General features: G+C 63.3%; 13 protein-coding genes. 7 read left to right on the top strand and 6 right to left on the bottom strand.

The features are described from left to right. The first annotated feature begins 131 nt into the window (after window positions 1-131). The 3 genes from W5W_RS0109785 to W5W_RS0109775 all read left to right on the top strand — a co-directional run bounded on the left by W5W_RS0109785 (window position 132) and on the right by W5W_RS0109775 (window position 3,986). Window positions 132-1,367: an inorganic phosphate transporter gene (locus W5W_RS0109785; protein ID WP_008732898.1), complete on the top strand. Its 1,236-nt coding sequence runs from the start codon at window positions 132-134 to the stop codon at window positions 1,365-1,367. Beyond that, window positions 1,367-1,600: a hypothetical protein gene (locus W5W_RS0109780; protein ID WP_008732933.1), complete on the top strand. Its 234-nt coding sequence runs from the start codon at window positions 1,367-1,369 to the stop codon at window positions 1,598-1,600. The genes W5W_RS0109785 and W5W_RS0109780 overlap by 1 nt, the downstream gene beginning before the upstream one ends. 337 nt (window positions 1,601-1,937) lie before the next feature. Further along, window positions 1,938-3,986: a PTS sucrose transporter subunit IIABC gene (locus W5W_RS0109775; RefSeq protein WP_238533322.1), complete on the top strand. Its 2,049-nt coding sequence runs from the start codon at window positions 1,938-1,940 to the stop codon at window positions 3,984-3,986. Window positions 3,987-4,048: 62 nt separating this feature from the next. Here W5W_RS0109775 and W5W_RS0109770 read toward each other — a convergent pair whose 3' ends face one another. Then, window positions 4,049-5,059, bottom strand: coding sequence for a LacI family DNA-binding transcriptional regulator (locus tag W5W_RS0109770; protein ID WP_008732908.1), 1,011 nt, complete (start codon window positions 5,057-5,059; stop codon window positions 4,049-4,051). A gap of 90 nt (window positions 5,060-5,149) precedes the next feature. Further along, entirely contained in the window at window positions 5,150-5,800 is a 651-nt protein-coding gene (locus tag W5W_RS0109765; RefSeq protein ID WP_008732919.1) for an SGNH/GDSL hydrolase family protein, read from the bottom strand. Between the two features lie 157 nt (window positions 5,801-5,957). Here W5W_RS0109765 and W5W_RS0109760 point away from each other — a divergent pair, with 157 nt between their 5' ends. Both W5W_RS0109760 and W5W_RS0109755 read left to right on the top strand, forming a co-directional pair. After that, window positions 5,958-8,357: an ATP-binding cassette domain-containing protein gene (locus tag W5W_RS0109760; protein WP_003784902.1), complete on the top strand. Its 2,400-nt coding sequence runs from the start codon at window positions 5,958-5,960 to the stop codon at window positions 8,355-8,357. Then, window positions 8,354-8,869 (top strand): GNAT family N-acetyltransferase, encoded by a 516-nt coding sequence (locus W5W_RS0109755; protein WP_003784890.1) that lies wholly within the window; start codon window positions 8,354-8,356, stop codon window positions 8,867-8,869. The genes W5W_RS0109760 and W5W_RS0109755 overlap by 4 nt, the downstream gene beginning before the upstream one ends. 21 nt (window positions 8,870-8,890) lie before the next feature. On the opposite strand, the gene W5W_RS15755 is transcribed toward W5W_RS0109755, so the two are convergent. Next, on the bottom strand, window positions 8,891-9,190 hold the full coding sequence (locus W5W_RS15755) for a YciI family protein (protein ID WP_003784895.1): 300 nt from the start codon (window positions 9,188-9,190) through the stop codon (window positions 8,891-8,893). Window positions 9,191-9,234: 44 nt separating this feature from the next. On the opposite strand from W5W_RS15755, the gene W5W_RS0109750 reads away from it, so the two are divergent. Next, on the top strand, window positions 9,235-9,966 hold the full coding sequence (locus W5W_RS0109750) for a nucleoside/nucleotide kinase family protein (protein ID WP_003784870.1): 732 nt from the start codon (window positions 9,235-9,237) through the stop codon (window positions 9,964-9,966). Window positions 9,967-9,999: 33 nt separating this feature from the next. Here W5W_RS0109750 and W5W_RS0109745 read toward each other — a convergent pair whose 3' ends face one another. Next, complete coding sequence (locus W5W_RS0109745) at window positions 10,000-11,124, bottom strand: 6-phosphofructokinase (RefSeq protein WP_017195273.1); 1,125 nt, start codon at window positions 11,122-11,124, stop codon at window positions 10,000-10,002. 326 nt (window positions 11,125-11,450) lie between these two features. Here W5W_RS0109745 and W5W_RS0109740 point away from each other — a divergent pair, with 326 nt between their 5' ends. Beyond that, window positions 11,451-11,804: an RNA polymerase-binding protein RbpA gene (locus W5W_RS0109740; protein WP_017195272.1), complete on the top strand. Its 354-nt coding sequence runs from the start codon at window positions 11,451-11,453 to the stop codon at window positions 11,802-11,804. A gap of 52 nt (window positions 11,805-11,856) precedes the next feature. On the opposite strand, the gene W5W_RS14895 is transcribed toward W5W_RS0109740, so the two are convergent. Both W5W_RS14895 and lnt read right to left on the bottom strand, forming a co-directional pair. Then, window positions 11,857-12,660, bottom strand: a complete 804-nt coding sequence (locus W5W_RS14895) for a polyprenol monophosphomannose synthase (protein ID WP_017195271.1) — start codon at window positions 12,658-12,660, stop codon at window positions 11,857-11,859. 30 nt (window positions 12,661-12,690) lie between these two features. Further along, window positions 12,691-14,250: an apolipoprotein N-acyltransferase gene (lnt, locus tag W5W_RS0109730; protein WP_029574236.1), complete on the bottom strand. Its 1,560-nt coding sequence runs from the start codon at window positions 14,248-14,250 to the stop codon at window positions 12,691-12,693. Window positions 14,251-14,283 lie beyond the last annotated feature (33 nt).

The following is a 14,283-nucleotide window of genomic DNA, read 5'->3' as shown; positions in this document are numbered from 1 at the left end:
CTCGCTGTCAGGCGCGGTCGGCCGCTGGTAACAATGTGGGCGGGCCGCATTCATGCGGCCCGGATCTCGCAACTCGATCGGCGGCATCAGCCGCCCCGGGACCCCGATCCGCTACCTGGCCGAGAAATGATATGAGTACAACCCTCTTCGTCGTGGTGGTCGTCGTCATTACGGCGCTGGTCTTCGACTTCACCAACGGATTCCACGACTCCTCCAACGCCATGGCGACCTCCGTCGCCACCGGGGCCTTCACCCCCAAGCGCGCTGTTCTGGTCGCGGCCGTCCTGAACGTCATCGGCGCCCTGCTCTCCACAGAGGTCGCCAAGACGATTTCTCATGGCATGTTCAACGATGCACTCATCGAGGCCGCGCCCGCGATGGTCTTCGCCGGCCTCGCCGGAGCAATCCTGTGGAATCTGGCAACATGGCTCTTCGGACTGCCGTCGTCCTCATCGCACGCGCTTTTCGGCGGACTGATCGGCGCCGTCATCATGGCCGCCGGCATCCAGGGCGTCCATTGGGGCACGGTGATTTCGAAGATCATCCTGCCCGCACTCATCGCCCCGTGCGTGGCCGGAACGGCATCTGCTCTTGCCACCTGGATCGCCTATCGCATCGCACGCCCCACGGATCGCTTCAGTCAAAAGATTTTCCGCAATGGTCAGCGGATCTCCGCATCAATGGTGGCTCTGGCCCATGGCACATCGGACGGTCAGAAAACCATGGGCGTCATCACTCTGGTCCTGATCGCCGCCGGATACCAGGAAGCGGGAACCGGCCCCCACTGGTGGGTGATCGGCGCGGCGGGGCTGGCCATCGGTCTGGGAACCTACTCCGGAGGCTGGCGAATCATGCGGACGATGGGCAAAGGACTGGTCCACATCGACCCGCCGCAGGGCTTTGCCTCTGAAACGACCTCGACAGTAGCCATCCTCGCCTCTTCTCATCTTGGCTTCGCCCTGTCGACCACGCATATCTGCACCGGTTCAATCCTCGGCACCGGAGTCGGACGAGGAACGAAGGTGTCCTGGGGGACGTTTGGAAGGATGGGCATCGCCTGGCTCGTCACGCTGCCCTGCGCCGCGGTGGTGGGCGCAGTGACCTCTCTGATCGCCGTCAAGGGCGGCGTGCTCGGCACGATCGCCGTCATCGTCCTTCTCCTGGTCGGAGCCTGGCTCATCATTCGACAGGCCGGCCATAACCGAGTCGACTTCTCCAACGTCAACGATGCGGACTCAGTCGTCGTGGCCAAGCAGGCCGACCCCGAACTCGGACGCGCCCCCAAGACCCTGAGCGAGGTCAAGAACGAGCTTGTCGTTGGCACGACTGCGGCCGCCCAGGCCTCGCCGCAGAAGGAGAGCATCTGATGAGCATTGACTGGGCCTCCCTCGCGCTGGTCACGGTCGTGACCGTACTCGGAACCAGCTTCATCCTGGCCATCGTCTCCTCGGCGGCTCGCATGCTCGACGAAGCTCATCTCAAGCGGCTTGCCGGAGAGGTCAAGGGCCTGCACGCCGCCGAGGCAGCAGCCGGTTTCTTCCTGGCGCTGGCCCTGGGAATCATGCTGTTCGGCCTGTGGCTCATGATCCCCTACCACTGAGGATCGACCACCGCCCTCAGAGCCCGACACTCCGGCCTCTGCCGCTCACGGTGGAGGATGTCTTGGAATGTCATGGCATGTCATGGCGCTCCGAGGGAGAGTGCGCTTCCCCGATCCGCACGGTCTGCAGAGGCAGCGACAAGTCGGAGTACGCGTAGTTGACTGAAACTTGGGTACCTCAGCTCGCGGTTGCGGGACGATCTCGCCGGCGGTAGCGTGCAAACCGTCTGACGCAAGGTCTGGCCGCCCGGAACTCACGATTGTCTCCCACGCGTGTCGCCTCCTCTGAGCTCATCGTCGAGCGCCCAGGCCCCGGAGAAAGGACGTCCGGGTGGTCATGGATCACTCCCGAGTGGCGAAAGATATCCTGACATATGTCGGTGGGCCGGGGAACATCGATGCCGCAGCGCACTGCGCCACCAGGCTGCGCCTCGTCCTGAACGACGTGAGAAGGGTTGACCAGAAGGCTCTTGACAAGGATCCCGATCTCAAAGGGACTTTCACCGCGGGTGGCATGTTTCAGATCATTGTCGGCCCCGGCGATGTGGATTTCGTTTTCTCTGAGATGGTCGCTAAAGGCGACGTCAAAGAGGTCTCAAAGGATGAAGCGAGAGAGGCGGGCGCCAAGAAGGGGAATCCAGCATCCATACTCATCAAGACGATCGCAGACATCTTCGTCCCGATCCTACCGGCACTGATTGCCGGCGGGATGATGATGGCCCTCAATAACGTCTTGACGGCGGAGGGCCTGTTCGGAAGCCAATCCTTGGTCCAGCGCTGGCCCCGCTTGGGCGACTACGCCAATTTGATCAATATGATCTCGTCGGGCGCATTTGCGTTCTTGCCCATATTAGTCGGCTACTCTTCCGCCAAGCGTTTCGGCGGCAATGTCTACCTGGGAGCCGCCATGGGAGCCGCCATGGTATCTACGTCACTGCTTCCAGCCTCCTCCATGAGCGACGAAACGGCACGCGTGAATTTCTGGAACTACCAGGCAACGATCTCCAATTCGGCGGACCACTGGACTCTTTTCGGCATGCACATCGACAAAATCGGCTACCAGTCCATGGTCATCCCTGTCCTCTGCGTGACCTGGATCCTGTCGGTCATTGAGAAGTGGCTTCACAAGAGACTATCCGGAACCACAGATTTTCTTCTGACTCCGCTCACCACATTGCTTCTGACGGGGTTCCTCGCTTTTGTTGTCATCGGTCCCATCACCCGCGAAATGTCGAATTGGATCACCGACGGCCTGGCCTGGACTTACAACACCCTGGGCGCGATCGGCGGAGCATTCCTCGGCATGACTTACTCACCGATCGTGGTGACCGGCCTCCATCAGTCTTTTCCGGCCGTAGAGCTTCCACTGATCGCAGAAATGAACAATGGCGGACCCGGATCCTTCATATTCCCCATAGCCTCCATGGCGAATGTCGCGCAGGGCGCTGCCGCACTCGCTGTATCCTTCAAAACTCGGGATGCCAAGATGAAGGCCCTGGCGGGCGCCGGGGGAGCCTCGGCAGTCGTGGGCATCACCGAGCCCGCCATCTTCGGCGTCAACCTTCGCCTGCGCTGGCCCTTCTTCATCGGCATCGGCGTCGCTTCTCTGGGCGGCGCCGCAGTCGCTCTGCTCCACATCCACTCCCAGGCGCTAGGGGCCGCCGGCTTCATGGGCTTCGCCTCCATCGTTCCCCAGGACATTCCCAAGTACCTCTTTCTTGAGGCGACGGTCTTCGTCCTGGCCTTCTCCGCCACCTTCGCCTACGGTTCCACTCGCGGTAGAGCATCATTGGCCAGCGCTGCCGATGGCGAGAACGAATCCACCCTTGAAACCGAGGTTCCGGCGGGACGGGTCGCCGTCGAGCTGCCGAAAGGGGCCAATGAGGATTTCGTCATCACCTCCCCGGTCCAGGGTCGCGCTGTGACGTTATCCGAGGTCAAGGACCAGACCTTCTCCTCGGGAATGCTCGGCCCGGGCGGCGCCATCGCTCCGACTGAAGGCCCCGTGGTCTCGCCGATCGACGGTGAAGTGCTTGTCGCCTTCCCGACCGGCCATGCATACGGGCTGCGATCGGCAAGCGGGGTTGAGCTGCTCATCCATGTCGGCATGGACACCATCGAGCTGGGCGGCAAGTACTTCAGACCCAGGGTCAAAGCCGGCGAGACGATCAGGCGCGGTCAAGTCCTAGTTGATGTCGACTGGATCGAAGTCGCGAAAGCCGGTTATGAGACGATGACGCCGATTGTCGTATCCAATGCCGCCGCTTTCATCAGCGTCTCGGAAATGCTTACCGGTGACGTCGAACGTGGCGACGCTCTCTACAGCGTGGAATCGTCAGCTGAAGAGGCTCCAATAGCGATCACCGCGAGAGCCCGTTCCTCGTGAACTGATCCGCTATCTGAGCAGCGCCCCACCCCACTGCAGTCCCCGATGGGGATGGTTGCCCCCTAGCTTGTGATTCCATTCAGGAGGCGAATCGGCAGGAGAGCGGGGGAGGGGCTCTCAGAGGAATGCGGCTCTATACCTTCCGCGCGAGCATGCACCTGATCAAGCAGGACATCAACGGCGTGCACAGCCAGGTCGGCGATCGGTTGCGCAATTGTGGTGAGTCCCGGCAACGCCCGTCGCACTGCCGCCGTGGCATCGAAACCGACGACTTTGAACTCTTCGGGCACCTTGCGTCCCCGTTTCCGGGCCCACTCCAGCACCGCGGCCGCTGTCAGATCATCGGTGGCGAAGACGGCATCGACATTGACGGGCATGGAGTCCAATGCGGCCTCGGTGAGCTCAGCCCGTTCGGAATCCGGAGTATGGAAATCGACCGTGCGCACCACCGGCTCAATTCCAGCTCTGCGCAGCACGGCACGATAGCCGGCTTCACGACGATTATGGGGCCCCGACCGCGAGGTCAGCAGTGCGGGCCGGCGCGCTCCGCGCGCCAGTAGATGCTCGGTCGCCGTACGTCCGCCCGCCTCGTTGTCGCAGGTTATATTGGGGATCGTGGGGGACAGGAGGCGATCGATGGTCACCAGCGGCATGCGCACCGTGTGGTACTCGGGCAGGCTCTCATTGTGGCCTCCAGAGATGATGCCGTCGACACGATGGGAGACGAGCAGATCGAGGTAGTCGCGCTCACGGTCCGCCCGGCCCATGGAATTGCATACAAGGATCCGATAGCCGTGGTCCGCAAGGGCGTTCTCGATCTCGGCCGCCAGCTCGCCGAAGAAGGGCAGAGCCACCGTAGGAACGATGACGCCGATCGTATGGGTCGATTTACCGTGAAGCGCCCGCGCGACCTGGTTGGGCCTGTAGTTGAGTTCAGCGATCGCCTTGGCAACGCGGTCCTTCGTCTCCTGGCTGAGGTAACCGCGATTATTGAGCACGCGTGAAACCGTCGTCAGGGACACGCCTGCGACCTGTGCGACATCAGCGAGAGTCGGCTCTCGGCGTGCGCTCATTCATCATCTCCTCGAGTCATCAGACAACTACGGCACAAGCCTATGCCAGTGCCGCAGCACCTGGTGCCGCCTGGCAGAGCAACGGCGAGATCAGCGAAGATCACCGGACTGCGTATGGTACAATGCGGGTACAAAGCATTCATAGTAGCCGATCATGGCGCGTGCGATCACGGCATGCCCGGCGTCATCGGGGTGGATGCCGTCCGCAGAGAGCTTGCTCTCGTCGCCGTCGATCGTCGTGCTCATGATGTCGGTTGAGGTCAGTCCGAGTTCCGTGGCCCGCTCATGCACCAGGCGCCTGACAACGCCGAAGCGCGGTCCGACGCCGAGCGCTGGGAAGTAAGGGGCGATGGTGATGGGCGTGCTTCGCAGACGCGCAGCGAGGAATGACAGGTCGTGATCGACGGCCTGCCTCACGAGATCGAGCTGGGAGGGCAGGAATGCGGCATCGTTCAGGCCCAGGCAGACGGTGACGACATCGGGCTCCGCACGCAGAACCGTTTCGAGCCATGTGGTGTCACGGCAGGATGGCGAGCGACCGCCGCCGGGCAGATGTCCGCCACGACAGGAGAAGAAGCCCATGCCGTCCGCAGCGAGGTTCACCTCGCGCCATCTCAGGCGCTCGCAGACCAGGGAGGTCCACCGATTGCGCGGATGAGTGACAGCCCGCCATCCGGTAGTGACGGAGTCGCCCAGAAAGACGGCGGTGGGGAAGGACTGCGGGCGCGGTACGGAGAACACGCTTCGACCATAGGCCGATCGGCGATCGGTCGGGAGGAATCTCTGAATCTCTGCCGGAGGACGTCAAGAACCCAGAATGACATAATGTACATTATCGGCATTGACTGGGACTGGGCGGTATCGCCGGCATGCGGCGACATCCGGCACAATTGCTCCTGTGACTGGTGGAAGGGCTGCTGCACAGACCGCTGCTGACAAGCACGATGTCATCCGCGTCGTCGGAGCTCGTGAGAACAACCTGCGAGGCGTCGACGTCGTCATCCCCAAGCGCAGGCTCACTGTGTTCACCGGAGTGTCGGGCTCCGGCAAGAGCTCGCTGGTCTTCGCCACGATCGCAGCCGAGTCGCGCCGTCTCATCAACGAGACCTACCCGGCCTTCGTCCAGGGATTCATGGACGCCAGCGCGCGTCCCGACGTCGACCACCTGGAAGGGCTGACACCGGCGATCGTCGTGGACCAGGAGCGTATGGGATCCAATCCGCGCTCCACGCTCGGAACCGTCAGCGACGTCGGGGCTTTGCTGAGGGTTCTGTTCTCCACCATGGGCGAGCCGTACATCGGCTCATCCCAGGCCTTCGCCTTCAACGTTCCGTCCGTTACCGGTGGCGGCGCGGTCACCACGCAGCGCGGCGGCCGCAAGGTCGTTGAGCGCAAGAGATTCAGCGTTCAGGGCGGGATGTGCCCGACCTGTGAAGGTATGGGCAAGGTCTCCGACATCGATCTGACGCAGGTGCTCGATGAGACGCTCTCCCTGAAAGACGGTGCGATCACCGTCCCCGGTTACGCAGTGGGCGGTTGGCAGGTGCGCAGTTTCACCGAGTCCGGCCTCTTTCCGGCGGACAAGCCGGTGTCCACCTTCACGCCTAGGCAGCGAAACGACCTGCTTTACAAGGATCCGACCAAGATCAAGGTCGGCGGAATCAACGTCACCTACGAGGGACTCGTCTCCAGAATTCGCAGGTCAATGCTCTCCAAGGAGCCAGAGACGCTGCAACCCCATGTTCGCGCCTTTGTGCAACAGGCTGTCGTCTTCGGGACCTGCCCGCAGTGCGACGGGACCCGCCTGTCCGAGCCGGCCCGCACCTGTCTGATCGATGAGAAGTCGATTGCCGACGCCTGCGCCATGCAGATCTCCGATCTGGCGCAGTGGATCACTCATCTTCAGAGTGTTCTTGCCGACGCTGCTCCCCTGCTTGCCAACGTGAAGGAAATGCTGGATGCCTTCGTATCCATCGGACTGGGATACCTCTCACTGGATCGCCCCGCTGCGACACTTTCAGGTGGTGAGGCCCAGCGCACCAAGCTCGTACGTCACCTGGGTTCTGCCCTCACCGATGTCACTTACGTCTTCGATGAGCCCAGTATCGGTCTGCACCCGCACGACCTCCACCTTCTGAATGAGCTCCTGCTGTCCTTGCGGGACAAGGGAAACACAGTGCTCGTCATCGAGCACAAGCCTGAGACGATCGAGATCGCCGATCACGTGGTGGACCTGGGACCGGGAGCCGGCGATCAGGGCGGTCGGATCTGCTTCGAAGGAACCGTTGAGCAGCTGCGTGACTCCGATACTCTCACCGGGCGCCACCTGACCGACCATCTGCAGATCAAGAACACCCCTCGCTCCCCCGCGGGAAGAATCCAGATTCGTGGCGCCAGCACGAACAATCTTCGCCACGTCGATGTCGATATACCCACAGGCGTTCTCACTGTTGTCACGGGCGTTGCCGGTTCCGGTAAATCGAGTCTCATCCACGGCCACCTCTCCCCCATGGATGACGTGGTGACGATCGACCAGAGCCCGATCAAGGGGTCTCGGCGCTCGAATCCGGCGACCTATACCGGCCTGCTCGATCATATTCGCAAGGCCTTCGCCAAAGCCAATAAGGACAAGGGCGCCAAGCCGGCGTACTTCTCGGCCAACTCAGAAGGAGCCTGTCCCGTGTGCGGTGGCTCCGGTGTCATTGAGACACAGCTGGGCTTCATGGAGACCGTGGAGTCCTGCTGTGAGGCATGCCAGGGGCGCCGTTTCAACGATGAGGTACTGGCCTACCGGCTCCGCGGACGAAGTATCGCAGACGTCCTGGACATGAGCGTCACCGAGGCACTGGAGTTCTTCTCCCGGGGTGAGACGCGTCTACTGGCCGCATCCAGAATCCTGGCGAGGTTGACGGACGTTGGCCTCGGTTATCTCAGACTCGGTCAGGCGCTGACCACCCTGTCCGGAGGCGAGCGCCAGCGGCTCAAGCTTGCCGTCCACCTGGGCCAGGAAGGGCGCGTCGTCGTCCTTGACGAGCCGACCGTTGGGCTCCACCCGGCCGATATTGAGGCCATGCTCGCGCTGCTGGACAGGATTGTGGACTCCGGTCGCACCGTCGTCGTCATCGAGCACCATCAGGCGGTCATGGCGCACGCAGACTGGGTCATCGACATGGGCCCCGGCGCAGGCCATGACGGCGGTCGCGTCGTGTTCACCGGAACGCCGGCGCAGATGGTGGCGGACCGGAGGACTCTGACGGGCCGATACCTGGCCCGGTACGTTGAGAAAGGCGGCTCATGACGACGGCAGGGCTCTATCGGATCCGTCCAGCGACCATGAAGGACTCCCCCGGTATCCGGCGTCTCCGCAATGCGGCCGTGCGGGAGTCTCTGGCGATCTGGACGAGCGTTGAGCAGGACCCTGTCCAGGCTGAGGCCTGGCTGGCGCCCATGGTGCAGCGCGGAACGGCTCTCGTTGCCCACGTGGACGGTAGGCCTCAGAAGATCGTCGGCTTCGCGGTCGCCGGTGCATGGCACTCCTATGAGGGCTATGCCCGTACCGTCGAGGACTCGATCTACCTGTCCCCGGCCGCTCAAGGTCATGGTCTTGGTTCCAGGCTTCTGGCTGCCCTGATCGAAGCCTCCCGGGCGGCTGGGGACCGTACCATGATCGCTCTCGTCGAGGCCGGCAACGTGACCTCGGTACGTCTGCACGAACGCTATGGTTTCACCATAGTCGGCACCGTCCCGCAGGCAGGCGAGAAGCTCGGACAGCTCCTCGATCTGACCCTCATGAGCCGTTCTTTACATTGATTGGAGACTTATGTTCACTATTTACAGGTTTTCGCGATAATTCTCGAGATGAGGTGACGTCATTGTTGGAATAAATTCGGTAATGGTGTACTCTGCGACACCGTTCACTACGAACGGGTCTTCAGTCACAACTTCTGAAATCTCGTTGCGCGCACCAACAGCAATGATGATACCGCCTGTTCTGGGATCCTTGCGCCCGCTGGCTAGGAACCTGCCGTTTTTGTAGTTGCGGGTGAGGTACTGGCGATGGGCCTCCAGGTGGGGGTCGACGGCTTCAGTACCCTGCGTGTATATAATATCGAGAACAAATAAGTGAGCCATGATGGTATGGTAGCACTTGATTGGTATCCAGGGAGAAATATCTCATGAGTAATTGTCAAAACCCCACCGACGACAATCGTTTCCGGCGCGTGAGTGGGGCTGAGTCCATCCAGCTTCAGCCGGAGGAGCCCGCTGTCGCTCAGTGGCAGGTCAGCGGTACCGATGAGCTCGTTGCGCATCTGCTGGGCCTTGTCGGAGCCCCAGAGGGACGGCCGGCGATCATCGCCGTCGACGGACGAGGCGGATCCGGCAAGACGACGCTTACCACGGCACTAACGGCGGCCGTCCCCGGCGCGCAGGCCTTCCACCTTGACGACCTCATCTGGAACGAGCCGCTCTACGACTGGGACCAGCTGCTCGTCGACACCTTGACCCAGTTGCGTGAGGCCGGCTGCCTCGACCTCGTCCCGGACAAATGGCGGGAGCACGGCCGAGAGGGCTCCATCCGCGTCCCGGCCGGCTCCCCCCTGGTCGTCGTCGAGGGAACCGGAGCCGGTCTGCGCGCGGTCAGCAACCTCATTGACGCGCACGTCTGGGTCCAGACCGGAGACGATGTGGCCGAGCGCCGCGGCATCAGCCGCGACATCGCAGAGGGCGTCAACGGCAACGCCGAGGAGTCGGTGCGCTTCTGGCACTGGTGGATGGCCGGCGAGCGCATCTTCTTCGCCAAGGACCGCCCCTGGCAGCGCGCAGACGTCATCGTCTCCGGAGACGCCCCGGCCGGCGTGGAGCCGGGAGAGGTCGCCTGGACTCCGGGGCCACTCCTCCCCCGCTGAGGCGCACAGCCGCCCGCCGCTCAGGCTGGGCTCTCAGTCCCCCAGCGCCGTCCCCACGGCGCGAGCGGCCTGGATCCACTCGTGGTCGGCCGGAACGAACTTGGTGTGACCGGCCACATCCTTGAGCGGCACCAGCTCCGTGCCGTGACCGCGGTCGGCCACCATGACGCCGTAATGGCCCTCAGCGATCGCATCGGCACCGGCCACGCCCAGACGCGTGCCCAGGAGACGATCCGCTCCGCAGGGTGAACCACCGCGCTGGACGTATCCCAGGATGGAGACACGCGCCTCCAGTCCGGTCAGGCTCTCCAGCTGCTCGGCCAAGGTGAAGGTGTTGGCGCGGTGGGATGCCTCCAGACGTTTGACGCCCCGCTTGGCCATCGCCTTGCGCTCAGGACTGGAGGCGTCCTTGACCAGGGCGCGGGCGTGCTCCAGCTCGGCGTGATCCGTCACCGACAGTGCCCCCTCGGCCACGGCCACCACTGAGAAGGACGACCCGTGGGAGCGGCGTCGTTCGATCTTGTCCGCGATCGCGTCCACCGAGTACGGAATCTCGGGCAGCAGAATGACGTCCGCCCCACCCGCGATACCAGCGCCCAGGGCTAGCCAGCCGGCTCGATGCCCCATGATCTCAGTCAGAATGATGCGATGGTGCGAATGCGCCGTGGAGTGAAGTCGATCCACTGCCTCAGTGGCGATCTCCAGGGCGGTGGCGAAGCCGAAGGACGTCTCCGTCTCGACGATGTCGTTGTCAATGGTCTTGGGCAGGTGGAGGACGTTGAGACCTGCCTCCATGAGCCGCCTGGCGTTCTTCGCCGTGCCCCCGCCGCCCAGGCATACGAGCGCATCAAGTTTGTTTTTCTCGCAGTTCTCGACAATGGTCGGAATCATGTCGCGGGTCTCGCCGTCGACGACCATTCGGTGGACTTTGTCCCGACTCGTGCCGAGCATGGTACCGCCAGTGGTCAGGATGCCTGACAGCGATGCTCCATCGAGCTCCATGAATCGGTTCTCCGCCAGTCCGCGCATGCCGTCCCTGAAGCCGATGAGCTTCCAGCCGTGCTCTTGGATAGCCGCCTTTCCGAAGCCACGGATCGCGGCGTTGAGTCCAGGGGCGTCTCCGCCGGCGGTCAGGATTCCGATGCGCTTGGTAGCCATGGCCCCAGTATGCCGCCTGAGAGCGGTACGAGCAGTGTCGCCGCGTTGAAATCCCCACAGGCCGATATGAGAAATGAGAACTACCCTGCCGTCACGCGCTGTGCCGCACACGGGCGCAGCGGTTCGCGGAGCTGCAGCATGTGCATACCGCTAGACTGCCGTCTCGGGGTGCACTCGAGATGCACCGAGATGTACACGGAACCGGCTCCCGATCGCGGGAATGTTCGGGACCCCTGTAGGTGTTGAGCCCGGTGCGCCGTCGGAGCCTGTAGTGTTCCGGCACCAGTGAGTCGAGTGAGTATTGAGCCACGAGAGGGGCAACCAGCATGGCAGATCGTGCGCTGCGAGGCATGACCATCGGAGCGAAATCGATGGAGTCCGAGGATGGCGTCGAGTTCGCCGAACGGCAGATGATCAGCTATGAGTGCCCGCTCGCCCATGTCGTGATCATCCCCATGTCCCTGGAGGCCGAGATTCCCCAGGCCTGGGAGTGCCCGGAGTGCGGTCAGGTGGCCGCCCTCCGTGGCGAGGAAGAGCCCGAGAATGAGGAACCGAAGAAAGCTCCTCGCACCCATTGGGACATGCTGCTTGAGCGCCGCGAGGTCGATGAGCTCAAGGTCCTCCTCGATGAGCGACTCGAGATGCTGCGCTCCGGTGAGATCTACCGCGAACGCTTCTAGTTACTGGTCTCGCGACCCTCGGCCATATTGCAGCGGGTGGGACCAGGGGGCGTCAGCGTCGTTGTGCAGACCGCTGCCGGCGCCGACCGGCCTGAGGCTGCCCGATTCGATCGCCCAGTTTCTGCGCAGCCGCCGCCAACTGTCCGCCTCTCTTGGCCAGACCCCACTTCGTCACCAGGCTCAGTTCCTCGGTGAAGATCCCGCCGGATAGCTTGGACTGGCCGGCCTCGCGTTCTAGGAAAGTGATCGGCATCTCGACGATGCGCCCTCCGATATCGGAGACGAGTTTGGTCATATTGACCTGGAAGCCGTAGCCCAGCGCCTCCACCTTGCCCAGATCCAGGCGGCGCAGGATCGAGGCTCGATAGACGCGGAAGCCGGCCGTCGCATCTTTGACCCGCAGCCCCAGCATGGCGTTGATGTAAAGGTTGCCCCCACGAGACAGGGCTACTCGTTTGGCATCCCAGCCCTGGGTGGCGCCGCCGGAGACCCAGCGAGAGCCGATGACGAGATCGGGCTCGTCGGCCATCTCCGCGCGCTGAATCAGTAGAGCAAGATCCTCAGCGCGGTGGGAGCCGTCAGCATCCATCTCGCAGATCAGCTCATAGCCGGAAGCGAGCCCCCAGGAGAAGCTCGCGAGGTAGGCGGGTCCTAGGCCGTTCTTCTCCGTACGGTGCAGAACATGGATGTGGTCATCAGTCTGTGCCCGCGCATCCGCGAGATCACCCGTGCCATCGGGAGAGTTGTCATCGACCACCAGGATGTGAGCCTCTGGCGCACCACCACGCACGCGGTCGAGAGCCCCCGGCAAGGAGTCGATCTCGTTATAGGTGGGAATGACGACGAGGGCCTTCACAGTTGTTCTCCGATCATGGCGGACAAGGTCTTAGCGCCGGCGGTGATCGACACCAGGGACAAGACGGCGCACACTGCTGGACACAATACCGGCTATCACCAGCATGGCCGCGCACCCGCACAGGACATGTCCCGGCCAACTGCCCATGGTGTCCGCGGGCGTCATGGAGGTGCGCAGACCGGCATCGGCCACAAGACTGGCCTGCGTGTAGGGCCGGGTCTCCTGTTCCACCTCACCCTTCGGGTTGATGATCGCGGTGATGCCCACGGTGGAGACCTGCACGACGCTACGGCCGTGAACGACGGCTTGGACCCTGCCCTGGGCGAGCTGCTGAGCAGCCTCGGAGGAGGACAAGAAGCTCGCGTTGTTGGTGGGGATGACGATCAACTCGCCTCCCTGCCGCACGCCATTGCGCAGCGTGTCGTCGTAGGCGACCTCGAAGCAGATGCCCATGGCCAGGGTGACATCACGGTTCTGGGAAGCGGCATGGATGGCGAGCGTCTGGGGCCCGGTTCCGGGAGCCATGTCTGTGCCGATACGGTCGACCTGGGTAGTCAGTCCTCTGATGAGACTGCGCAGAGGAACGTATTCGGCGAAGGGCGCCGGACGATGCTTGCGGTAGTAGGAGCCCGCCCCCTCCCCCGGCGTCCACACCACCATGTCGTTGTAGCGCACGTCCCCCTCGAACAGGACGGCGCCCACCATGATGGGGGCTCCTGCGGCCTGCGCGGCCGAATCGATGAGGGTGGCGGATGATCGGTGCGTGCGCGGATCGAGATCTGCAGCATTCTCCGGCCAGATGACGACATCAAGGTTTCCGCTTCCTACGTCGGCAGCGAGCCGATCGGTGGCCTGGGCGTGGTTGTCGGTGACCTCTAAAGCGCGGTTGAAGGCGTCCTCGAAGTCCTTGGCGACATTGCCCTGGACGGCGCCCACTCTCAGCGTCCCGTCCTCAGCAGCGCTGTCGACAGGCAGGACGAGCGGCGCGGCTACAGCGAGACCCGCACAGGCGGTCGTCGCCAGAGCTAGCATGAGCGCTCGGGCGCGCAGAGCACAGACGGTCTCGAGTACGCAGGCGCCGATGAGCGCCACGACAAGCGTCAGGCCGATAGAGCCGCCGTAGGCGGCGAAGGAGAGCATCGGGGCGTCGGCCATGGCGAAAGCAAGTCGTCCGAAGGGGAAGCCTCCCCACGGCCAACTCGAACGCAGCTCCTCAACGCCGCACCACAGCACCGCGAAGGAGACCACTCGCCCCGCCGCACGGCCCGCCCCAGGCCCATCGGCGGTGAGAACAGGCATGCGGCTGACCAGGCTCCACGAGATTCCCAGCACCGCCATATAGAGGGCTTCGAAGAGCGCAAGCGCCACCCACCCGATCGGATTTCCCATGGCCACGGCGATGAAGCGCAGTAGCGGAGCGAAGAAGGCGAGCCCGAAAACCAGTCCCAACCCGGCGCTCATCCACGGGCCGCGTCCCTGAAGAGTACCCATGAGCAAGGAGAGACCTAACGGGGCCGTCCACCACAGGCCCAGCGGCGGAAAGGCGGCAGCAACCGCCAGGCCCCCCGCGAGCACGGCGATGACAGGCACCAACCCGCGCGGTACCCGGAAGCGGTCAGGCGT

Origin of the sequence: Actinomyces massiliensis 4401292, assembly GCF_000269805.1 — a bacterium.
Classification (GTDB): Bacteria; Actinomycetota; Actinomycetes; order Actinomycetales; family Actinomycetaceae; genus Actinomyces; species Actinomyces massiliensis.
Note: the sequence above shows the minus strand (reverse complement) of the source record. Positions and strands in the feature narration are given on the sequence as shown.